Source organism: Streptomyces sp. NPDC026500 (genome assembly GCF_055567635.1).
Map to the genome: position 1 here is coordinate 54728 of NZ_JBVHQB010000023.1, position 21794 is coordinate 76521.

At 66.9% G+C, this 21794-nt stretch carries 21 protein-coding genes; 11 read left to right on the forward strand and 10 right to left on the reverse strand.

Annotation, left to right across the window (positions count from 1 at the left end; all coding sequences use genetic code 11):
- Positions 1-138: 138 nt before the first annotated feature.
- The 9 genes from ACZ4N5_RS33375 to ACZ4N5_RS33415 all read right to left on the reverse strand — a co-directional run bounded on the left by ACZ4N5_RS33375 (position 139) and on the right by ACZ4N5_RS33415 (position 8508).
- On the reverse strand, positions 139-339 hold the full coding sequence (locus tag ACZ4N5_RS33375) for an acyl-CoA carboxylase epsilon subunit (RefSeq protein ID WP_467760761.1): 201 nt from the start codon (positions 337-339) through the stop codon (positions 139-141).
- 20 nt (positions 340-359) lie between these two features.
- Positions 360-1901, reverse strand: coding sequence for an acyl-CoA carboxylase subunit beta (locus ACZ4N5_RS33380; RefSeq protein ID WP_467760762.1), 1542 nt, complete (start codon positions 1899-1901; stop codon positions 360-362).
- Between the two features lie 221 nt (positions 1902-2122).
- Positions 2123-2677 (reverse strand): NAD(P)H-dependent oxidoreductase, encoded by a 555-nt coding sequence (locus ACZ4N5_RS33385; protein ID WP_467760763.1) that lies wholly within the window; start codon positions 2675-2677, stop codon positions 2123-2125.
- 749 nt (positions 2678-3426) lie between these two features.
- Entirely contained in the window at positions 3427-3945 is a 519-nt protein-coding gene (locus tag ACZ4N5_RS33390; protein ID WP_467760835.1) for an OB-fold protein, read from the reverse strand.
- Entirely contained in the window at positions 3863-4726 is an 864-nt protein-coding gene (locus ACZ4N5_RS33395) for an oxidoreductase (RefSeq protein ID WP_467760764.1), read from the reverse strand. The genes ACZ4N5_RS33390 and ACZ4N5_RS33395 overlap by 83 nt, the downstream gene beginning before the upstream one ends.
- 250 nt (positions 4727-4976) lie before the next feature.
- Entirely contained in the window at positions 4977-6089 is a 1113-nt protein-coding gene (locus ACZ4N5_RS33400) for a hypothetical protein (RefSeq protein WP_467760765.1), read from the reverse strand.
- 13 nt (positions 6090-6102) lie between these two features.
- Positions 6103-7461 (reverse strand): FAD-dependent oxidoreductase, encoded by a 1359-nt coding sequence (locus tag ACZ4N5_RS33405; RefSeq protein ID WP_467760766.1) that lies wholly within the window; start codon positions 7459-7461, stop codon positions 6103-6105.
- A 448-nt stretch (positions 7462-7909) separates the two neighbouring features.
- Positions 7910-8131: a transposase gene (locus tag ACZ4N5_RS33410; RefSeq protein ID WP_467760836.1), complete on the reverse strand. Its 222-nt coding sequence runs from the start codon at positions 8129-8131 to the stop codon at positions 7910-7912.
- On the reverse strand, positions 8128-8508 hold the full coding sequence (locus tag ACZ4N5_RS33415; RefSeq protein WP_467760767.1) for a transposase: 381 nt from the start codon (positions 8506-8508) through the stop codon (positions 8128-8130). Before ACZ4N5_RS33415 ends, ACZ4N5_RS33410 begins: the two co-directional genes overlap by 4 nt.
- A gap of 339 nt (positions 8509-8847) precedes the next feature.
- On the opposite strand from ACZ4N5_RS33415, the gene ACZ4N5_RS33420 reads away from it, so the two are divergent.
- The 10 genes from ACZ4N5_RS33420 (at position 8848) to ACZ4N5_RS33465 (ending at position 19122) form a co-directional block, all read left to right on the forward strand.
- Positions 8848-9357 carry a PhzA/PhzB family protein gene (locus ACZ4N5_RS33420; RefSeq protein WP_467760768.1) on the forward strand — a complete coding sequence of 170 codons (510 nt, stop codon included), beginning with the start codon at positions 8848-8850 and terminating at the stop codon, positions 9355-9357.
- Positions 9358-9404: 47 nt separating this feature from the next.
- Positions 9405-10571, forward strand: a complete 1167-nt coding sequence (locus ACZ4N5_RS33425; RefSeq protein ID WP_467760769.1) for a 3-deoxy-7-phosphoheptulonate synthase — start codon at positions 9405-9407, stop codon at positions 10569-10571.
- Positions 10572-10595: 24 nt separating this feature from the next.
- Entirely contained in the window at positions 10596-11219 is a 624-nt protein-coding gene (locus ACZ4N5_RS33430) for an isochorismatase family protein (protein ID WP_467760770.1), read from the forward strand.
- Positions 11216-13087, forward strand: coding sequence for an anthranilate synthase family protein (locus tag ACZ4N5_RS33435; protein ID WP_467760771.1), 1872 nt, complete (start codon positions 11216-11218; stop codon positions 13085-13087). The genes ACZ4N5_RS33430 and ACZ4N5_RS33435 overlap by 4 nt, the downstream gene beginning before the upstream one ends.
- Positions 13084-13437: a hypothetical protein gene (locus tag ACZ4N5_RS33440; protein WP_467760772.1), complete on the forward strand. Its 354-nt coding sequence runs from the start codon at positions 13084-13086 to the stop codon at positions 13435-13437. The genes ACZ4N5_RS33435 and ACZ4N5_RS33440 overlap by 4 nt, the downstream gene beginning before the upstream one ends.
- Before the next feature lie 11 nt (positions 13438-13448).
- Positions 13449-14270, forward strand: a complete 822-nt coding sequence (locus ACZ4N5_RS33445; protein WP_467760773.1) for a PhzF family phenazine biosynthesis protein — start codon at positions 13449-13451, stop codon at positions 14268-14270.
- 13 nt (positions 14271-14283) lie between these two features.
- On the forward strand, positions 14284-14922 hold the full coding sequence (gene phzG / locus ACZ4N5_RS33450) for a phenazine biosynthesis FMN-dependent oxidase PhzG (RefSeq protein ID WP_467760774.1): 639 nt from the start codon (positions 14284-14286) through the stop codon (positions 14920-14922).
- Positions 14923-15028: 106 nt separating this feature from the next.
- A complete protein-coding gene (locus ACZ4N5_RS33455) occupies positions 15029-16129 on the forward strand; it encodes a phenazine antibiotic biosynthesis protein (RefSeq protein ID WP_467760775.1) in 1101 nt (366 codons plus the stop codon).
- Positions 16129-17493 carry an aldehyde dehydrogenase family protein gene (locus ACZ4N5_RS33460; RefSeq protein WP_467760776.1) on the forward strand — a complete coding sequence of 455 codons (1365 nt, stop codon included), beginning with the start codon at positions 16129-16131 and terminating at the stop codon, positions 17491-17493. The genes ACZ4N5_RS33455 and ACZ4N5_RS33460 overlap by 1 nt, the downstream gene beginning before the upstream one ends.
- A 114-nt stretch (positions 17494-17607) precedes the next feature.
- Entirely contained in the window at positions 17608-19122 is a 1515-nt protein-coding gene (locus ACZ4N5_RS33465; protein WP_467760777.1) for a GMC family oxidoreductase, read from the forward strand.
- A gap of 235 nt (positions 19123-19357) precedes the next feature.
- Here the strand turns inward: ACZ4N5_RS33465 and ACZ4N5_RS33470 are convergent, their stop codons facing one another.
- Positions 19358-20380 (reverse strand): Lrp/AsnC family transcriptional regulator, encoded by a 1023-nt coding sequence (locus ACZ4N5_RS33470; protein ID WP_467760778.1) that lies wholly within the window; start codon positions 20378-20380, stop codon positions 19358-19360.
- A gap of 244 nt (positions 20381-20624) precedes the next feature.
- On the opposite strand from ACZ4N5_RS33470, the gene ACZ4N5_RS33475 reads away from it, so the two are divergent.
- Complete coding sequence (locus ACZ4N5_RS33475; protein WP_467760779.1) at positions 20625-20888, forward strand: hypothetical protein; 264 nt, start codon at positions 20625-20627, stop codon at positions 20886-20888.
- Positions 20889-21794 lie beyond the last annotated feature (906 nt).

A 21794-nucleotide genomic window follows, 5' to 3' on the forward strand; every position in this document is an offset into this window, starting at 1 on the left:
GAAAAGTCGCACCGGGCGCGCCCTGTACACGGTGACGATGCTCGGGGCGATCGGCTTCCTGACTGTCGCCGTGGCCTTTGCCTACAACATGGTGCTGACGCCGTTCGGTTGCACCACGTCGAACCGAGGCGGGCGGCATCAGCGCCAGGAGACGGGGCTGCGGTAGCCGGCCGCGCGCTCGAGGCGGCGCCAGCGGGCCTGCGGGCGGCGGTTGCCATGGGCGAACCGCGGAGTGGCGGCGCGCTGCGCGGCGGTGCGGGCCGCCAGAACCGCGATCAGCGCGGCGAGTTCCTCGGGAGTGGGATCGCCTTGGATGATGCGGAGGTCCCCCTGGTCCATCTGCTGCCCCTTCGGTGCGCTCACTGGGGTGGGTTGCCGTGCTTGCGGGCGGGCAGGTCCGCGTGCTTGGTGCGGAGCATCTGCAGGGAGCGGATGAGCACCTCGCGGGTGGCGGCGGGGTCGATCACGTCATCGACCAGGCCGCGCTCGGCGGCGTAGTAGGGGTGCATCAGCTCGTCCTTGTACTGCTGCACCATCTCCACGCGCTTGGCCTCCGGATCGTCCGCGGCGGCGATCTCGCGGCGGAAGATGACGTCGGCGGCGCCCTCGGCGCCCATCACCGCGATCTCGTTGGTCGGCCAGGCGAACGCGAGGTCCGCGCCGACCGAGCGCGAGTCCATGACGATGTACGCGCCGCCGTACGCCTTGCGCAGCACCAGCGAGATCCGCGGCACGGTGGCGTTGCAGTACGCGTACAGCAGCTTGGCGCCATGGCGGATGATGCCGCCGTGCTCCTGGTCCACGCCCGGCAGGAAGCCGGGCACGTCCAGCAGGGTGACCAGCGGGATGTTGAAGGCGTCGCACAGCTGCACGAACCGCGCGGCCTTCTCCGAGGCGTGGATGTTCAGCACACCGGCCAGCGACTGCGGCTGGTTGGCGACGATGCCGACGACCTGCCCGTCCATGCGGGTGAGCGCGCAGATGACGTTGGTGGCCCAGCGCTCGTGGATCTCCATGAACTGGCCCTCGTCGGCCAGCTCCTCGATCACCTTGCGCATGTCGTAGGGGCGGTTGCCGTCGGCCGGGACCAGGTCCAGCAGCGCCTCGCAGCGGCGGTCGGCCGGGTCCTCGGTCATCTCCACCGGCGGGGTCTCGCGGTTGTTCTGCGGCAGCATCGACAACAGGAACCGGACCTCCTCCAGGCAGGTCCGCTCGTCGTCGCAGGCGAAGTGCGCCACACCGGAGACCTCGGCGTGCACGTCCGCGCCGCCCAGACCGTTCTGGGAGATCTGCTCGCCGGTGACGGCCTTGACCACGTCCGGGCCGGTGATGAACATCTGCGAGGTCTCGCGGACCATGAACACGAAGTCGGTCAGCGCCGGCGAATAGGCGGCGCCGCCCGCGCACGGGCCGAGCATCACGGAAATCTGCGGGATCACACCCGAGGCGCGGGTGTTGCGCTGGAAGATGCCGCCGTAACCGGCCAGCGCGGTGACGCCCTCCTGGATACGGGCGCCCGCGCCGTCGTTCAACGACACCAGCGGAGCACCGGCCGCGATGGCCATGTCCATGATCTTGTGGATCTTCTGGGCGTGGGCCTCGCCCAGCGCGCCGCCGAAGATCCGGAAGTCATGCGCGTACACGAACACCGTGCGGCCGTGGACGGTACCCCAGCCGGTGATCACGCCGTCGGTGTAGGGTTTCTTCGCCTCCAGGCCGAAACCGGTGGCACGGTGCCGGCGCAGCGGCTCGACCTCGTTGAACGAACCCTCGTCCAGCAGCAGCCCGATCCGCTCACGCGCGGTCAGTTTCCCCTTCGCGTGCTGCGCCTCCGTCGCCGCCGCACTCGGCCCCGCCAACACCTGCTCACGCATCGCGAGCAGCACGGCCACGGCGGACATCCTGTTCTCCCCTCACTGTGATCTGAATCCGGCCCGGGCGGCGGACACCACCAGGTCCCGGTGCCACTTGAGGATCGTCGCGGGGGCTTCCTTCGCTGAACTCTCGTCGAGTTCGGCGAAGGAAGCGGCGGTGACATGCGGGAACGCGCGGCCTGGGGCTCGGCCCCAGAATAAACACCGTGATTAATCGTGAAACTCTAAGAATTCACGAATAATCGAGGTCAGCCGACCGGCGTCTCACTGGCCGCGAGAAGCCTGCGGTATTCCTTGGCGTTCAGGACGAGATCCTCGTCCAGCGGGTCGAAGATCATGCCGTAGACGGAGTGGAAACCCTGATAGTCGAGCTGGCAGAACTCCAGCGTCTGAATGACCGGGGCGAGGTACTCCTCGAGGGTCCGCCGAGCGAGGCCGTCCGCGGCGTAGGTCTCCAGGGTGCTGCCGACCGTGACGGCCAGCCAAGCCTTCTTGCCCTGCAGCGCGGAGGCGGAACCGTCGAAGGTGAAGGCGAAACCGTGCACCAGCACCGCGTCGAACCAGGCCTTGAGCAGCGGGGTTACGCTGTACCAGTAGACCGGGAACTGGAGGACGATGGTGTCGTGCTCGCGCAGCAGCTCCTGCTCGCGTGCGGCATCGATCTTGAAATCGGGGTAGGTCTCGTAGAGGTCGTGGACGGTGACGTTGTCCAGGTCCTTGATCCCGGCGAGCCAGGTGGCGTTGCCACGGGATTCCGCGAGGTTCGGGTGGGCGACAATGACGAGGGTGCGATTGGTGGTCACTGACTGGTCCATTTCTCGTGTAGGACGCGAACCCGTGTGCGTCATCACTGTCAATGTTGGCGAGCGGGTCGGTCGTGTCCGCGGTCATGCGTTCTTCACGAGCGCTTCGAAAGGGCGATCGTTTCGGAACGAGCGGCTGTGTCCCTGTAAGTAAAGGCAGTCGGTGATCCGAGCGGAATTTATCACGCAATATTGACGGACTCGTTCCACCGGGGACCCTCCTGGTGGTGGATATTCACGCGCACCCGCCCCCAGGGCCTCGGCGTGGCCATGGCGCGATGCCGGTCCGCAGCTCGGAGGCGTCCTCGGCGAAGGTGGTGTCGCGGACGTGGTGTCCGCGCGGCCGTGGCCTGTGCCCCGGCCCTGACCCCGGCCCTGGAGCGGGATGTCCTTCTGGCGAAGGGGCTTGAGCTGCCTGCGGAGCTTTTTCATGTCGCCCTTGACGACGATCGGTCCGCGAGCCGGCGCCCGACCGCCGCGTCGAGGGCGTCACCGTCGATCCGGGCCGGCAGCCGCCGCACCGCGGACTCGGAGGGCCGTTGCCGGGCGGGCAGCAGCGGCGCTGCCCCGCGGAGCCGGTCAAGAGCGGGCGACATCGGCGATGACGCGCAGACAGGCACGGTCTTCCACTCGGATCACGGGGCGTGGAGAAGTCCATGATCGGGGAGACCGTGCCTGTCACGCTTCCCGGCCCGCCCTGCCCGACAGACCGTCACGCATCGCCGCTCCGGGAAATGGCCCGCAGGGACTCACGGGGTGAGGAGTTCGCACTCCTTGATGACCAGCACCGTTCCGTCCTCGCTGAAGACCCGGCATTCTCCCTTGACGGTGACGGGGACGCCCAGGGGGACGCTTCGCACAAGCCGGAATGATTCCTTGATTCGGTGGTCGAACGGCAGCACGAAGATGGCGAGGTGGGGGCCTCCGGGGGTATCTGACACCTCGACCACCGGCGTACCGTATTGGCTTTCGCCCGTTCGAATTGAGACTCCCTCAAGGGTGAGGAATTTCCCGTAGTAGGCGCGCTCGGCGGCGGCGCGGTCCGCGGTGAACTCGTCGTGGAGGTCTCGAATGTTCATTGGTTGCCGCCTTCTCTGGTGTCGCGTGATCCTGCTGGTCTCAATCGAGTTTGCCGTCGATGCAGGTGCGGAGCTTGGCGTTGAGGTCTTTTGACCGCGCTCAGGGTCACTGCCCGATGGTGTTGAGTTCGGCGATCGCCTCTTCGGGCAGTTGCAGGTCGGCCGCGGCGATGTTCTCCCGCAGGTGATCGACGCTGGAGGTTCCGGGGATCAGCACCGTCGACGGCGAGCGCCGCAGCAGCCAGGCGAGCGCCACCTGCTGCTCGGAGGCGCCGAGGCGGCAGGCGACGTCGCGCAGGGTCCGTGACCGCAGTGGGTGGAATCCGCCGCCAAGGGGGAAGAACGCGGCGTAGGCGATGTTCTCCTCGGCGCAGCGATCGACGAGGTCGTCGTCGGCGCGGTCGACCAGGTTGTACTGGTTCTGCACGGTGACCACGGGGGCGATGGCCTGGGCCTGGGTGAGCTGGGCGCCGGTGATCCCGCTGAGGCCGAGGTGACGGATCAGGCCCTGCTCACGCAGGCCGGCCAAGGTGCCGAACGGCTCGGCGACGGAGGACCCGTCACCGCCGAATGCGGCCGTGCGCAGGTTGACCACGTCCAGGGTCTCCAGGCCGAGGTGCCGGAGATTCTCGTGGACCTGGGCCTTGAGGTCGGCGGGGTCCAGGGAGGTGATCCAGCCGCCGGTGGCGCTGCGGCGGACGCCGACCTTGGTGACGATGTGCAGGCCGGCCGGGTAGGGGTGCAGGGCCTCCTTGATCAGTTCGTTGACGACGGTCGGCCCGTAGAAGTCGCTGGTATCGATGTGGGTGATGCCGAGCTCGACCGCTGCGCGCAGCACGGCGATCGCCCGAGTGCGGTCCTTGGGCGGTCCGAAGACACCGGGACCGGTCAGCTGCATCGCGCCGTATCCCATCCGAGTGATGCTCAGGTCGTCGGCGAGGGTCAACGTCGGCAGGGCGGGGATACTCATCGGAAAGCCTCTCGCGTCTGTTCGCGGCATCGTTGCGGACCGCTCGGCGCGTCCATTGGGTACGTTTCCATAGGTGCGGCGGAGACAGGGACGCGGTCGGGCGGCCGGGGACGCGAACCCCTGGCCACCCGACCGGTAGAAGACGAGCGGTCCTTGACTGTTCGTGAAATATTCAGGTTTTCACGAACAGTCACGTCATTTACTCCGAGGCCGAGCCTCGGACCCCTCGTTCCTGCACGTCACCGGCGGTTCATGCGACGGACGCTGCCGGATTGTCTCCGACAGCCGCCTTGGCGATGTCATCCTGCGGGGAAATTCGACGGACCGTCGCAAAGTTGAACGCCTTGTCGCGAATGGTGATCGTCCACGAGAGTCCGGACCTCTCGCCCACGGTAAGCCCCAACACGATGAGCGGCATATGCCACTCGTACTTCACGAGCGTGCCCTGGTCCGCATGGGCGTCCGAGCCGTCGTGCGCCGATACATTGCCGTAGTTGTTGACGGCAAAGACGTCGGGCGTGGCAATCATCTTCCCGATTCGGGCCTGGCCGGCTTCAATGAAGTCTTCTCGCCGCTCGACGCCAGACAGTGCGTCTATCTGCCGCTGCTCCTCGGCGCGATAGTAGTCACGGATCTGGATTCCCGTGCTCTGCTCGATGAAGCTTCGCGGCACCGTCAGGAACCGAAGCGTGTTGCCAAGGGGCAGCTTCGGCGAGTAAAGACTGTTCTTGAGGACGAACATGTTCGCACTGTCGCGGTCGAGGAAATCCGCCTTCATTCTTTCCAAAAAGGAGCCGATCTTGACCGGCGCGTCAGCGCCTTCGGTGAAGGTGACGGGGAGTTCCTTGCTCGCACCGGAGGGCGAAGTCTGAGCGGGCGGCAAGAAGGCCGCCAGCTCATCAGCCCGGATCTCCAGCTCTGCGAGGCCTTCGGCGATCCGGAAGCCGTCCTGCCGGGTCTTCAGGGTGCTCATCAGCGCCTGGTGGAATCGGAAAACCTTGTATCCGTCCTGCAGCGGAAACGGTATGCACGTGAAGATACCCTGCAGGTGTGGGTCGGAGCGATAGGTGACGGAGGCGAGCAGAAAGCTGTCGTAAAAGCTTTCGTACTTTTCCGCGAGGAGTCCCTGGAAGGACGAGAGGGGGAAATCCTCAGGAGTGTCGAAGGTCAGCTCTACCAAGTGGCACTTGGAGAAGAGCGGATTCCCCCGGAAGAAGTGCTTCATGGCCTCCTCGAACTCGGCGAGCTCGAAGGCTCTGTCAACCTTGTACGTGGAGAGCGATGGAAAGAACTGTGACGCGTCTATGAACGGGAACGTGGTCAGGGAGAGCCGAAGGATTTTGTCGGCGATGGAGAGGGTCATTTCGTTACCTCCATTAACTGGTGTGTGCCGGGGAGCGCCGCCGGCGATTTCCCATCAGAACGCGCCACATGATGCCCGGGGTGCACACTGCTGTCGGCGGTTCGAGCAGGTACTGGACTTTCAGGAATTTCTCGGCCACGACCATGTCCGTTTCGGCTGCGGCGAGCACCTTGTCCATGTAGGAGTTGATGAGCCGCACGGGAAGTGGCCTCGGACCTTCGATCTGAGGCAGGGCCAGGTCACTGCCGGTCGCCATCTTCCAGGCGACGCCGATGGGCTTGGCGGCCTTGCGGAAGAATCGTTGCGCGACCTGATCCAGGTCACCGCTCAGCGAGTCACGAAGCGCCATCGCCTGGAGCGAGGCCACCGTCATCCCCTGGGCGTAGATGGGGTTGAAGCTGGATATCGCATCGCCCACCACCAGCAGCCTGCGCGGGAATCGGGTCAGCTTCTCGTAGCGACGGCGCACGCTCGCCGGGAACCGGTGCGCGGAGATCTCGCTGAGCGGCTCAGCGTCGCGGATCGCCGCGAAGACGTGTTCGGGAACCAGCGGCCTGGCGAACTCCACCCACCCGGCCGGGTCGGTCGGCGGATGGTGGTCGCGGTATCCGATCAGCGTCAGGACCCAGCGGCCGTCCTCTTCCTCCAGGAATTCCGCGCCCTTGGGGCTCCCCGGTGCGTGCCCGATGATCACGACCTTCTCACGGCCCATCGAACCCGGGGCCGGCCGCAGATACCGGCTGGTGTACATGATGTCGACGTCGATACGCTCCTCGAGCGGCGGCTCGTATCCCATCTCGACCAGCCACTTGGTGGTACGTCCGGACCGGCCGGTCGCGTCCACGACCAGATCGGCGGGGATCACATCCTCGGAGCCGCTGCCCACGTACCTGACACGCACACCGGTGACAGCGTCATTGTCCGAGGTGGTCTCGAGGCCGGTGACCTGGCACTCGTCGATGAGCTTGATCTTCGCGACATCCCCGATCCGGGCGCGGAGCCGACTCTCCAGATGCGGCCGGCTCGGCTGGTAGGTGCGGGACAGATCGGCGTACTCGCCGTCCATGCACAACAAGTGCCCGCCCAAGCTCATCCGCAGCTCGGCGGGTCCGTCGATGACGGGCGCGCCACCGGCAACGAAGTCGTCGAGTATCCCGGGGAACAGCTCCTCGAAGATCTTCGCACCCTTGGAGAGCAGGCCATGAGCGTGGCGGCCCTGCGGCACACCTCGCCGCTGAGTCCGCTGCCCCTCCGGCAGCTGGTCACGCTCCACCACCGTTACCCGGTCGAATGCCTCGGAGAGCACCCGGGCGGCAAGTAGACCCGAGATACTCGCTCCCAGCACCACCGCATGTTCACCAATACGCTTCACTGGAATTCCTTCCGGTCGGGCAAGTGCCTTGTGTGGGGTAGTCATGGAATATATGGGTGATCGCGGCCGATGCTCGGCAATAGATTCCCGAATCCTTCGACATGGAAATCATCGAGATGTGCGGTGCGCACCGCGAACATAAGTGCCCCATAGGTTTGGCCACCGCACGTGGCGCCGTATTGGCTTGTTCGTTCCATCGAGCGCGGCTCGCGTGGCCGAAATTCACGTCGGATGCGAGGCTCCAGCCCGCGCCGACGGCCAGGCCGGCGGCACGTGTCCGGGCACCGGTGCCGGTCCGGAGCTCCGGGCTGCCGGTAGTAGTGGTCGCGGGCGTCCCTCATACAGGGGACAGGAGTGCAGGCCGGCGGGCGGGCCGACTCCCGGACGGTCGACTGGCCGTCGCTCTGAGCCCCGATCGGTGGATCGGGGCTCAGAGCTCGTAACACGATCACGGTGTCGGCTTGTTGATCCTTCGCCAGTAGACGAGGGCGCATGCGACTGAGACGAGTGAGTCGTGGAGGTCGAGGCGTCGTTCCCAGCGGGTGGCGAGGCGCTTGAACTGGTGGAGCGGGGCGAAGGTCCGCTCGATGACGTAGCGGAGCTTGCCGAGGCCGCGGATGTCGGGCTCGCCTCGACGGGAGACGACAGGCAGGACCCGACGCCGGGTCAGCTCGCGTCGGACGTGCCGACTGCCGTCACCCTTGTCACCGGGAAGGGACTCGGGCCGCTTGCGTGGCCGACCCGGCCGGCCGCGGACGGGACGCCGTCGACCAGGGCGAGTGCCTGGGTGATGTCGGGGACGTTGCCGCCGGTCGTGATCACTTTCGGCGGCGTGCCGCTGCCGTCGCGGATCAGGTGGTCCGAGCCGAAGCCCGGTTCAGGCGGCAACTGCTGCCACGTGACGCCCGTGAACAGCACGAACAGGATCCCCTGCAGGCACAGCCGGTCGTCCACCGGCCGCGGTCCCGGGGAGCGCTCCGGCCACGGCGGCAGGACCGGCACGATCAGCGCCCACAGCTCGTCATCGACCATCCACGGTGCACTCACACCACTACAACGGACGAATCGTCACACCGGACACGGCCCACCAGCCCACAGCCACAAGATCGTGTTACGAGTGTTCAGGCAGAGTCGCGCCCGCCATGGAGCAGATCCATCAGACGGTGATTCCGGCTGGAATTTTTCGGTCAGACAGCGGTGTTCGGCTTCCCGAACCAGCCACGGCATGAACAAGATTCCGCCTACCCGCCGAGCGCGGGAGGGGGGTTCAACAGAAATCTCATGAACCAATGCATGATTGTGCTCTTTCGGCGTCGTCATGAATTGTTGGGTCTGCCCTTGTGCGCGCGGTGATCCCGCTTTACTTCGGCACTACAGGAAGAGCCAATGGTCGACATCACCGGCACCGCTGAAACCACCGATACGTTGTCGAGTTCCCGCGGCGACGCGGAACTGCGAGCGAGCAACCGTGCGATCGTGGCGCAGTACATGAATACCCGCGGGGAGGATCGCCTGCGTCGGCACCTTCTGTTCACCGAAGACGGCACCGGTGGTCTCTGGACGACCGAAACGGGGCAGCCGATCGTCATCACGGGCAGGGACCGACTGGGTGACCACGGCCAATGGTCGCTCAAGTGCTTCCCCGACTGGGCCTGGACGAACGTCGAGATCTTCGACACGCAGGACCCCAACCAGTTCTGGGTCGAATGCGACGGCGAGGGAACGATCCGCTTCCCCGACTATCCCGACGGCCACTACCGCAATCACTTCCTGCACTCCTTCCTGTTCGAGAACGGGAAGATCAAGCGCCAGCGCGAGTTCATGAACCCCTGCCAGCAGTTCAGGGCTCTGGGCATCGCCGTCCCTCAGGTCAAGCGGGCCGACATACCGACCTGAACGCCGTTCGCCAGGCGTCTTCTTATCAATCAATGGAGAAGGTCGTTATGGGAAACATCCTTGCCGACATCGATAGGGCCCAGGCGCGCCATCAGCCCGAATGGGACAGTCCCTCACAGGTCGAGCTCGTACGGGCGATGCTGTCGTCCGTCACATCGCTGGTGACCGCGGCGCAGGTGGAGAACCTCCGTTCCCACCTGGCCCGCGTCGCCACCGGCGAGATGCAGGTGCTCCAGGCCGGAGATTGTGCGGAGGACCCGGCCGAGTGCACCGCTGGGCACATTCAGGGCAAGACCGGACTCATCGATCTGCTCGCCCAGAACCTGGAGACCGCCACCGGCAAGCCCACGCTACGGGTCGGGCGGATCGCAGGGCAGTTCTGCAAGCCCCGCTCCAGCCAGGTCGAAAAACTCGGCGATGACGAACTGCCGTCCTTCTTCGGGCACATGATCAACGGGCCGGAGCCCACCCACGAGAGCAGGCGTCCCGATCCACTGCGCATGCTCACGGGCTACATGGCGGCGCGGGAGATCACGACGCGGCTCGGGTGGGTCGGGTCAGCACCTCGGCTTGACGGGCCTGTTGTCTGGACCAGCCATGAAGCGCTGCTTCTGGACTATGAGATGTCGATGCTCCGAGAGCGCGACGGCGGTCGGCACTTGCTCGGCTCCACCCACTGGCCGTGGATCGGCGAGCGGACCCGGCAGATCGACGGCCCGCACGTCGCACTGCTCGCCCAGGTGGCCAACCCGGTCGCCTGCAAGGTCGGCCCGTCGATGACCGCCGGCGAGATCGTCGAGCTGTGCGACCGGTTGGACCCGGAGCGGGAGCCGGGCCGGCTTTCACTCATCGTGCGCATGGGCGCCGACCTCGTCGCCGACAGGCTGCCCCGGCTCGTCGAGGCTGTGCAGTCGGCCGGGCACCCGGTGGTCTGGCTCAGCGACCCGATGCACGGGAACACCGATTGCGCGGCTGACGGCACCAAGTACCGGCTCGTGGAAACCGTCGCCCGGGAAGTCCGCGGCTTCCGGCGGGTCCTGGACCTGGCGGGGGTTCCGGCCGGGGGACTTCACCTCGAGGCGACCCCCGACGACGTGACCGAGTGCGTGCTGGACACGGCCGAGCTGGGGTCGGGCCCCGTCACCAGCCTGTGTGATCCGCGACTCAACACCCCCCAGGCCATCAAGGTGGTCTCTGCGTGGTCCGAGTACTGAGATTCCTAGAGAGGGAGCCTTGTGATGACGGGAATACCGCCGATCGCGCCTTACAGACTGCCGCCGAGGGATGCGCTGCCGGAAAACACCGTGCGCTGGACCGTCGACCCGGATCGGGCGGTGCTCCTCATCCACGACATGCAGAGCTATTTCCTCAAGCCCTTCGAGGACGGCATGCGCAGCGAATTGGTGAGCAACATCGCCGACCTCAAGAAGCGCTGCGGAGCGCTGGGGGTGCCGGTGGCCTACACCGCCCAGCCCGGCGGGATGACGGACCGGCAGCGTGGGCTCCTGAAGGACTTCTGGGGCCCCGGCATGCGCACTGACGAGACCGAACGCGCGGTCGTTCCCGAACTCGAACCCGACGCGGACGACTGGGTGAGCACGAAATGGCGCTACAGCGCGTTCTTCGGGTCGGAGCTGCTCCAGCGCATGCGCGCGCTACAGCGTGACCAGTTGATCATTTGCGGCGTCTACGCGCATATCGGTGTGCTGTCGACCGCCTTGGAGGCGTTCTCCAACGACATCCAGCCCTTCCTGGTCGCCGACGCGCTCGGCGACTTCTCCGAAGACCGCCACAAGATGACCCTCGAATACGCGGCACGGTGCTGCGCCATGGTGGTCCGAACCGAGGACGTGCTCGCATGAGCGCCCTGCTTGAGCAGGTTCTCGCGCTGGAACTCCCCGCCTTCGCGATCATCCACCGTCCCGAAAGCGGCTCCCCCGGCACGCTGGACGTCCTGGCCGGCCAGGTGACCGAGTACAAGTCGCTGGACGACATCCCGTTGGCCGACGACTCCGGGCCGGGTCCCGCGCTCGACACGCTGGTGCTCGTCCCCTACCGGCAGCTGGCCGATCGCGGCTTCGCCGCGCGGGACGACGCCACGCCCCTGCTCGCGATGAGCCTCACCACTCGCGACACGGTGCCGGCCGCCGAAGCGCTCGCCGGCTTCCCGCAGGTCCCGACGGAACTGACCGACGGACACTTCGACATGGACGACGACGCCTATGCGCAGATGGTGCGTCAGATCGTCACCGAGGAGATCGGCACCGGCGAGGGCGCCAACTTCGTGATGAAGCGCTCGTTCGTCGCGGACATCGGCGACTACTCGCCGACCAGCGCCCTGTCGTTCTTCCGGCGGCTGTTGGAGCGCGAGGAGAAGGCCTACTGGACCTTCATCATCCACACCGGCCGCAACACTCTCGTCGGTGCGACACCGGAGCGCCACGTCTCGCTCGTCGGCGGCACGGCCGTCATGAACCCGATCAGCGGTACGTACCGGTATCCGTCCGGCGGCCCCAGCTTGCAGGGGGTCATGGAGTTCCTCGCCGACACCAAGGAGACCGACGAGCTCTACATGGTCCTCGACGAGGAACTGAAGATGATGGCCCGGCTGTGCGACGACGGCGGGCGCGTCCACGGGCCGTACCTGAAGGAAATGGCGCGGCTGGCTCACACCGAATACCTGATCGAGGGCAGGACCAACCGCGATGTGCGCGAGGTCCTGCACGAGACGATGTTCGCCCCGACCGTCACCGGGAGCCCGCTGGAGAGCGCCGCCAAGGTCATCTCGCGCTACGAACCGAACGGACGCGGCTATTACAGCGGGGTCGCCGCGCTGATCGGACGGGACGCGGCCGGACAGCAGACACTCGACTCGGCGATCTTGATCCGGACGGCCGACATCGATCCCGGCGGCCGGATGAACATTTCCGTGGGGGCCACGCTGGTGCGCCACTCCGACCCGATGGCCGAGGCCGCCGAGACCCACGGCAAGCTGGCGACCCTGCTCAACGCGCTCAAGTCCGACCGTCCATCCGGCTACGCGGCCGACCCGGAGGTCCTCGCCGCCCTGGAGCGCCGCAACGAAGGGATCGCGGGCTTCTGGCTCCGGGACAAGGACAAGGATGACCGTCCGTCGGCCGGGGCCTCGCTGGACGGCATGACGGCACTGGTCGTGGACGCGGAGGACACCTTCACCGCGATGCTCGACCAGCAGTTGCGGTCACTGGGGTTGTCCGTGGAGGTCCGCCGCTTCGACGAGCCGTACGACGTGGCGGCCTACGACCTGACGGTCTTCGGTCCCGGTCCGGGAGATCCGCGGACGACCTCCCACCCCAAGATCGCCAAGCTGCGGCAGTCGATCGACACCGCGCTGGCGAGTCGCCGGCCGATGCTGGCCGTGTGCCTGAGCCATCAGGTGCTCAGCACGAAGCTCGGCTTCGAGCTGCACCGCCGCGAGGTACCCAACCAGGGCGTACAGCGTGAGATCGAACTGTTCGGCGTGCCCGAACGAGTGGGCTTCTACAACACGTTCGCCGGGCACAGCGCGGTGAGCGAGCGAACCGTCGAAGGGATCGGCGTGGTCGAGGTGAGCCGGGACCAGGAGACCGGCGAGGTGAACGCGCTACGCGGGCCGGGCTTCGCCTCGATGCAGTTCCACGCCGAGTCGGTGCTCACCGTCGACGGCCCGCGCATCATCAGAGAGGCGATACAGGGGGTGCTCGGCCGATGAGAGTGGATGTCGTCTGGTGGGACCTGGCCAGGTCCCACCAGACCGTCGAATCCCTGGAGAAGGATCTTCGTGACGGCTCCGTCGAGCCGTGGCACGAGGTCAAGGGACTGCGCCTGAAGCTGTGGATCGCCGACCGTGAACGCGGCCGTTGGGGCGCGGTCATGTGGTGGGACTCGGACGTTCCGGCAGATCAGCAACTGCCCCCCAACCGGGCGGCCGAGCTGATCGGGTACGCACCCGACCACCGCACCGGGTTCGACGTCGCAGCGGTGGCCGAGGGGATCGACTCGCTCGGCCTCGCCTTCTCCGCCGGGCCCTCGGTACCGGCACAAGCCCTGGAGCGCCCGTAATGCACCGATACATGGTCGTAGACGCTTTTGCCAGCGAGCCCCTGCTGGGCAACCCGGTCGCCGTCTTCTTCGACAGCGAGGATCTGACCGGTGAGACGATGCAACGCATCGCGAAGGAGATGAACCTCTCCGAGGTCACCTTCGTGCTGCCGGCCGAGCAGGACGGCGACGCACGGATCAGGATCTTCACCCCGGTGAACGAACTGCCGTTCGCCGGGCACCCGATGCTCGGCACGGCCTTCGCGCTCGGTCGGACCTGGGGACGCGACAGGCTGCTGCTGGAGACCGCGATGGGTGCCATCCCGTTCGAGCTGGGCACCCGCGACGGCGCCGCGTGGGTCCGGATGGAGCAGCCGGTTCCCAGTTCGAAGCCCTACGATCTCGCCACGGAGCTCCTGGCCGCACTCGGGGTCGGGGCATCGACGGCCCCGGTCGAGATCTACCACAACGGGCCGCGTCACGTTTTCGTGGGGTTGAGCGACGTCGAGGCGCTTTCCGCTCTCCACCCGGATCACCGCGCCCTCTCGCGCTTCCCCGACATGGCCGCCAACTGCTTCGCCGAGGCGGACGGGGGTTGGCGGACGCGGATGTTCTCCCCCGCCTACGGCGTGGTCGAGGACGCGGCGACCGGTTCCGCCGCCGGGCCTCTCGCGATTCACCTGGCCAGACACGGGTTCGCCGAGTACGGGCAGGAGATCAGAATTACCCAGGGCGTGGAAATGGGACGCCCGTCGGTCATGAGGGCGACCGCCGAAGGGGTCGGCGAGTCGATCAGCTCGGTCCGCGTCGGCGGGCACGCCGCGATGGTTGCCGAGGGAACAATCAATGTCTAGCGGGGGGCCTTTCATGGACGCGAGTGGATACGAGTCCCTCAGCGGGAAGGTCGACCTCCCCTTCCCCGAGTACGACCAGCCGCCGTCGGAGCCTCTCCAGCTGGTGCGCAGCTGGCTTTCCGAGGCACGGGACATCGGAGTCCGCGAGCCCAGCGCGCTGGCGCTGGCCACCGCGGACTCCCGCGGCCGCGCCTCCAACCGGATAGTCGCCATCACCGATGTCACCGACCTCGGTCTGGTGTTCAGCAGCCACAGCTGCAGCCAGAAGGGACGCGAACTCGCTGCTACGGGGTGGGCGTCGGGTTTGCTGTACTGGCGAGAGACCGGTCAGCAGATCATCGTCTCCGGTCCGGTCGAGCTGCTGCCCGACGCCGAGTCGGACGCCCTGTGGTCCGCCCGGCCGATTCCGTTGCACGCCATGTCGACGGTCACCGAGCAGAGCGAGCCGCTGGAGGACGTCGAGGCTCTGCGCGCCAGGGCACGCAGCCTGGAACTGACCGGGGAGCCCCAGCCGCGGCCGGAGTTCTTCGTCGGCTACCGGCTGCAGCCCGACGTCGTCGAATTCTGGTCCGCGAGCTCGGACCGGCTGCACCGCAGGCTGCGCTATGACCGCGACTCGCTCGAGTGGCGTACGAGCCGGCTGCAACCGTAGTCCCCGCTCCTTCGACGAACCCTCCTGGCGCTCACCGCCCTTCACGGCTTCGGCTGCGTCGTCGTCGTGCCCGGACACACCCGACCCTTTCCATGAGGAAGAGACAATGCCTCTTACCGCAGACCAGATCCTGGATCTTCCGTTCGACGTCCAGCCCGATCCGGACGAGTTCATCCGCGCCGCCATGGAGTGGCACTTCAATCCCGAGACCGGCTGCACGTTCTGGCTGGACCGAGCCGCTACTCTCGGCTTCGATCCGCGAACCGATGTCAAGACGCACGAGGATCTCCGGCTCTTCCCGAACGTGGCCGCGGACCTTCGTGACGTCCGTGGCGAGGACCTGATTCCCAGGGGATACGGAAAACAGCCCGACGTGATCGGGTTCTTCGAGAGCGGCGGCACCACGGGCGCCCCGAAGCGGGTCGTTCTGATGCGGGACTGGCTGCACCGCATGGTGAGCTGGAGCAACGCGAACCTTGACCGTCACGGTGTGCCACGCGGAGGGAACTGGCTGGGAATCATCCCGACCGGGCCGCACGTCGTGGGCACCCTGTTCCGGCAGCACGCCGTGACGCACGGCCGCCACGGCTTCACGATCGACCTCGATCCGCGCTGGGTGAAGCGGCTCATCGCCGAGGGTCAGTTCGGGCAGGTCGACGCCTACGCCCAGCACCTCATCGACCAGGCCGCCGATGTCCTGCGGACGCAGGACATCGGCCTGCTCACCATCACGCCCCCGCTGCTGGAACGGCTGGCCAGGGACGAGAAGCTGGTCGCCCTGGTGAACGAGCGGGTGAAGTGCATCAGGTGGGGAGGCACGCAGATGGACGCCGACTCCCGGCACCTCTTCAAGACCGAGGTGTTCCCCGAGGTCGCGCTGTGCGGCGAGTACGGAAGCACGATGATCATCGGGGTCGCGGGCGAGCGCGCCGGGATCTCCCTCGACGATCCGTGTGTCTTCGACTCGCTCTCCCCCTACGTGACCTTCACGGTCGTCGATCCGAAGGGCCTCGAGCCGGTGCCCTACGGAGAGCGGGGCCGGGTGCTGGTCAACCACGTCAGCAAGTCCTTCCTGCTGCCCAGCAACCTGGAACGTGACCTCGCCACCCGGATTCCTCAGGTGAACGGCTTGGTCGGGGACTCGGTCGCCGACATCTCCACGGTCGCGGTCTTCGAGGACGAGGACGTCATCGAGGGGGTCTACTGATGATCGACCTGCCCGCGCTCGGCGCAACGGGTGCCTACCGCTCCAGGAACATACAGACGGTCACCGATGTGGCAGGCACGGTCCTCGCGGAACTGAGCCTCGTGCCGCCGTTGTTCGTCAACCGCACCATGGCCGCGCTGCGCCGGAGCAGCATCATGCCGGCCGACGAACGGGCCGACGCGATGATCCGTGCGGCCAAGCTCTTCGCGACCGCGACGATCGACGGCCTGACCGTCGAGGAGTACCAACACGCTGTCAGCAGGGTCGGTGGCGTCCCGATCTCCTCCGTCGTCACGGCGACCACGACGGTCGCCGAGCGGGTGGCGAAGGCTCATGCGAGCGTCCAGTGCGCGCGCCCGCGGGGGGCGGTCGACAACTGGCGCGATCCGCTGACGCGGACCGGGCGTTCGGTGTGGACACGGCGCGGAGACGTGTTCGCCGTGCACGCCGCGGGCAACCACCCCGGCACCCACAGCATCTGGCCGGAGGCACTGGCGCTGGGCTACCGCGTCGCGGTCCGCCCGTCGAGCCGCGATCCCTTCACCCCGCACCGGCTCGTGGCGGCACTGCGGAGCGCGGGATTCGCCGACGACCAGGTGGTGCTCCTGCCCACCGACCACGCCGGTGCCGACGCCATCCTGCGCGGCGCCGACCTGGGGATGGTGTACGGCGGCGAGGAGGTGACCCGCAAGTACGGCGAGGCCGCGACGGTGCTGCCGCAGGGGCCGGGTCGGTCGAAGATCCTCATCACGGCCGACGTGGACTGGCGCGACCACCTGGACGAGATCGTCTCATCCGTGAGCGGCCACGGCGGGACCGGATGCGTGAACACGACAGCCGTCTTCGTGGAGGGCGACCCGACTCCGCTCGCCGAGGCGGTCGCGGCACGGTTGTCCGCCGCGACCCCCTTGCCGCCCGAGGACGACAAGGCCGTACTCCCCGTACAGCCGGTCGCGGTCGCCAAGGCGATCGAAACGCACCTGCTCAAGAAGGCAGCCGGCGCCCGGCCCTGGCTCGGCGGCGACGGCGTCGTGGGTGAACTCGGGGACGGGAGCGCCGCGCTGATGCCGGCCGTCTTCCAACTCGACGATCCGGCCGCTCCGCAGGCAGGTGTGGAACTGCCGTTCCCTTGCGTGTGGATCGCGCCGTGGACACCCGAGGCCGGCACGGAGCCGCTGAGGAACACGCTCGTGCTCAACGCGATGACCCACGACAGCCGGCTCATCGACCGCCTGCTCGACGAGCCGACCATCAGCAACCTGTACCTGGGAAGCCAGCACACCCACTGGATGGATCCCTCGGTACCGCACGACGGCTACCTGGCCGACTTCCTCATGCGGAACAAGGGTGTCATCCGGAACTGAACCTGGTTCCGGCAACGCTCACGTTCGCACCGTGAGCGCGGTTCCGATGTCGCCCGCGGCGGCTCGCCACCGGGACGCTCCCTCCAACTCCAGCGAGATCGAAAGGGTCCTACCTTGTCCCACTCCGTCGAACCGGCCGACGTCCTGATCGTCGGCGGCGGGTCGGCCGGCGCGGTGCTCGCCGCGCGCCTGAGCGAGAACCCCGCCCGGCGCGTCGTGCTGCTCGAGGCCGGGCCGGACTACGGCCCCACCCGGTTCCCCGACTCACTGCTCGACGCCAACCGCATCGCCGATCTCGATCACGACTGGGGATACACCTCGCGGGGCGGGCGACTGAGCCCCTCGATGGTCGCCCTGCGCGGCAAGGTGATGGGCGGGAGTTCCGCCGTCAACGCAGGCGCCGCCCTCCGCGCCCGTGCCCGCGACTTCGCCCGCTGGGCCGAGAACGGGCTCGACGACTGGAGCTTCGCCGACGTCCTGCCGTACTTCCGCGACCTGGAGAACACCCCCACCGGCGAGGACGAGTTTCACGGGCGAAGCGGGCCGATGCCCGTGCGCCAGCTGACCGACTCCGAGCTGACCCCCGCGCATCGTGGCTTCATCGACGCCGCGGTCGCACGCGGCCACAAGCGGATCACCGACTTCAACGGTGCCGAGCAGGACGGCGTCGGAGCCTTCGCAGTCAACGTCCTCGATGGGATCCGACAGAACACCGCACTGGTCTACCTCACCGTTGAGGTGCGCGCTCGCCCGAATCTCACGGTGCACGGTGCCGTCACCGTCGACCGGGTCCTGTTCCGCGGTGGCAGCGCGACCGGAGTGGTCACCGCCGACGGGACCGTGCACCAAGCCGACGAGGTGATCCTCTCTGCCGGGACCTACGGAAGCGCGGCGATCCTGCTGCGCTCCGGCATCGGCCCCGCCGGCGACCTGGCGTCGCTCGGCATCGAACCCCTCGCCGACCTACCCGTCGGACAACACCTGCAGGACCACCCTTTCTGCCCCGCGGTCCATGCACTCGCCCCGGGGCGAGGGGAGATGGCTCCGGCCCTCGGCGCACTGCTGTGGACCGCCTCAAGCGAGGCCGCGGACGGTGAACTCGATCTGAACGTCGTCGCCGTGCATCCCAACGGGGCTCCGTTCATGCCCGCCGGCGGCGTCATAGCCCTGTCCACGGCTCTCGTGCTCCCCGAGGCGCAGGGCACGGTGCGCCTCACCAGCCGCGATCCGCTTGCCCAGCCCTTGATCGACCACAACTACCTCGGCACCGAGCGCGACCGCCGGCGGATGCTCGAAGGCGTACGAATCGCCCGTGATCTGGCCCGTGACCCGGCACTCGCGCCGTCGCTCGCCGGGCTTCTGATGCCGCGCGAACTGCCCGACGACGCCGAGGAACTGACGCGGGTGATCGAATCCAGCCTCTCCATCTACGGTCACCCCACCTCCACCGCCCCCATGGGTGCCGCCGACTCGCCTCAGGCCGTCGTCGACTCCCGCGGAGCCGTGCACGGAATCGCCGCCCTGCGTGTCGTGGACGCCTCGATCATTCCGTACGTGCCCTCCAGCGTCACCAACCTCACCACGATCATGATCGCCGAACGCATCGCCCACCTCGTCTACAACCACTGATGACCCTGGGCTGCCGAGAGGCCGGCCACTCACCTTGATGATTCCGGGGCCGAGCCCCGGGCCCCGCGTTCCTGCACGTCACCGCCGCTTCCCCTGGCTGAACTCGGCGGGAGTTCAGCCAGGGAAGCTCGGCTCGGGGCGCGGCGAGCGCCGCATCCGACGGGTGCGGTGGTTGGGCGCACTTCACGCAGGCCAGGCCACGTCATCAGACCTCTGGTCGAGGGAACGAGGCGCGTCAGGCTGAATTGATACGTCTGGGGCTGCTTTGCAGGAACGGACTGCAGGTTTTCAGAGTCCTCTGGACAGGACTTGTTTCGAGCATGCGGATGGAGTCCAGCGCGCTGAGCCTATCGGCCAGATAGTCATGCAGCTCACTGGGACTCTTGCACAAGACGAGGGCCACCAGGTTGGTCGGGCCGGTGGTAGAGGCCAGGAAGGCTAGTTCCCTGTGTTGGATCAGGGTGCTCGCTACCTGATTCAGGTGCGCGGGGGCGACAGACATCCACAGCAAGGCTTGCGTGGTGATGCCGTATACCTCCGCACTGATCTCGACGTCGAAGGTGAGCATGCCGCTGGCCTGCAAAGCAGCGAGTCGGCGCGTAATGGTCGAGGAAGACTGGCCGGTCTCGGCGGCGAGGTCTGTGTAGCTGATGCGGCCGTTGTTCTGCAACGCGTCCAGCAGCTGCCAGTCCGCCTGCGTCAGGGATGAGCGGAGCTTGGGCTCGTCAGCGTCATCTGACGAGTCGAGTGGTCGGCGTAGTTGTTCCTGCTGCTCGTTGGTGAGAGCGCTAGTGTGCCCCTGCCATGCGGTGGGACCGCCTAAATAGGTATGCAGCAGGCGGTGCGCCGACACCTCGGCGATGTTGGCCACACGAGGGATCTCGCGGAACAGCAGCGCATGGTGCGCCGCGGAGTTCATGACGAAGCAGATTTCGGTTCCCCCGGACACGAGCCGCACCCAGGTGGTGTCGTCCCGCCGAGCCAGGCTGTACGCGACACTCTGAGCGGTGTTCGGGCTGGCCGTGAGCCTCAGAATCCACTTCCCGCCTGACGGTTGCCGCGGATTCACCACCCCGACAACGCGAAGCGACAGCTCGCTGCTCAGTCGCCCGTAGCGACGGGCGACTGTTTGCGTGGAGACGCCCAGAACCTCGGCGATCCGGCTGAACGGCGCCCGACCGTCGATACGCAGGGCATGAATGATACAGTGGTCCAATTCATCGACTGCGGGGACCGTTGACTCGGAAAATTCGCCCACTGGCCGTTTAGGGCCATGGACGCTCAGCAAGGCTTGCTCAGCAAGGTTTGCGGCACTATTTCCCCCGAATAGCCTAGGACAGGACCTCGTCAATGGGCTTGGCTGTCGGCGACGGCGTTTTTCATCACCAGGGCCCCGGCGAGTTCCGTTCCACGATGATGGTCAGTCAGTTCTCGTGATCGGTCATTGCTTTGCCGGACTTGGCGCGCGGGCATGGAGTCCACAATCGCGGTTTAAGGAATACGTGTTCGGGATCACCAGCCTGTCGGCCTCGGACGCGAGACCCAGCGACCTGGCGGTCCGTCAACAGTTGCACTGGTCCGCCGAGTACCGGCATCACGTCCTGGATGACACCTTCGAGGAGGAGCGCCGCCAGGCCCGCACTGTACGCCTGCCTGGGAACCTCTCCACCCTGCACGACCTGGCATTCCAGGCGGTCAAGGCCGAACGATTCGGCAATATCGCATGCAGCCGCTGCCACTACACCAGCCCCCCGACCAGCTCCTGAACCACTACGGACCATGACCGTCACCACGAAGTGGATATCAATAGGTCAAGACTCGCCGGGTCCTGACTCGTCGCCAGGGCTGGATCGGCGTAATCCACTTTGGTCCAATCTTCGGACGAGTGTACATGTTCCTACTCATCCTGGGTATGGCGGTCCGCCACAGGGCCCCCGTAGCGGGGCCCCGTAGTCAGCGATTGCACAATCATCTGCGGTGAGGCGGTCATGACCACCGGTCGACACTAAGAAGCCGTTGCCGTACCGGAACTTGAGCGGTGTGTTCTTGCAGCTCAGGCATGATGTCGGGGTTGGCGGGACAGGCTGGGACCGTCGGGTTGTCTCGTCGGTGGAGGTGCCGGGATGGTGTCGATCGTGGGGCTGCGGGAGGAGGCGGAGCGGGTGCCGGCCGAGCTCGCGGAGGCGGACTGGCAGGAGTGGCTGAATCGCGCGGCAGCGCGTGGGTGAGGTCCTGTCCGTGCCGGCGAGTCCGCGCAGCCGGCGAGACCGGTCCGGTCCCGGTGGAGGAGCCCGCCGTGCCCGAGCGGGAGCCCGAGCCACGCCGGTCGCGCCGATCCCTACCCAGCTCATGAAGTACGGGTGATCCTTCAAGTCAGCTGACCAAGCGGCGAGTTGAAGGAGCCGTTCCTTCTGGTTCGAATCCGGGTTCCTTGGGAACAGCGTTCTCGCCTGGCGATGGCGTCCACGCGCCTCTCCGGCGACGGGCCCGTTCGGCAGGTGGAACAGAAGGTCTGGCCCAACGCCGAATGTCCCGTACTTGGTCTGCAACGGGCCGGGCGGGAGGACATCGAAGTTATGGAGAGTGTCACGCCCAGGCTTCCAGGAGAACAACGTCTCGCTCCCGGCTGTTCACCCCGAGCCCAGTGCACTCACTGATGAATCGGGGGCTCG